At 39.9% G+C, this 476-nt stretch carries 1 protein-coding gene; it reads left to right on the forward strand.

What is annotated here, in order from left to right; all coding sequences use genetic code 11:
• The coding region (locus MRBLPE1_RS16770) for an IS3 family transposase (RefSeq protein ID WP_364147385.1) at window positions 1–476 on the forward strand (476 nt) is incomplete at both ends.

Genomic DNA, 476 nt, shown 5'->3' on the forward strand with positions numbered 1-476 from the left:
CAGATATCCCTCGCAGCACTTTTTATTACTTGGTGAAACAGTTTGACAAGCCCGATACAGACGCAGAACTGAAGCTCCTTATTCAATCCATTTATGATGAGCATGAAGGTCGTTACGGCTATCGTCGTATCCGTGATGAGCTGTTTAATCGGGATTATCCAGTTAATCATAAAAAAGTGCAGCGTATCATGAAAGAATTAGGGTTGAAATCAGTGGTTCGTATGAAGAAATATCGTTCCTATAAAGGAACAGTAGGTAAAATTGCTCCTAACGTACTCGAACGTAATTTTCAAGCGGAAAAACCAAATGAGAAGTGGGTTACCGATATTACAGAATTTAAGCTGTTTGGTGAAAAGCTGTATTTATCACCTGTGCTGGACTTGTTTAACGGTGAAATTATCACCTACACAGTAGGGTCTCGTCCTACATACTCCTTAGTCTCTGAAATGCTGAATCAGGCCTTTAAACGCTTATCC

Origin of the sequence: Paenibacillus sp. LPE1-1-1.1 (assembly GCF_040676435.1) — a bacterium.
In the GTDB taxonomy this organism is placed as follows: domain Bacteria; phylum Bacillota; class Bacilli; order Paenibacillales; family Paenibacillaceae; genus Pristimantibacillus.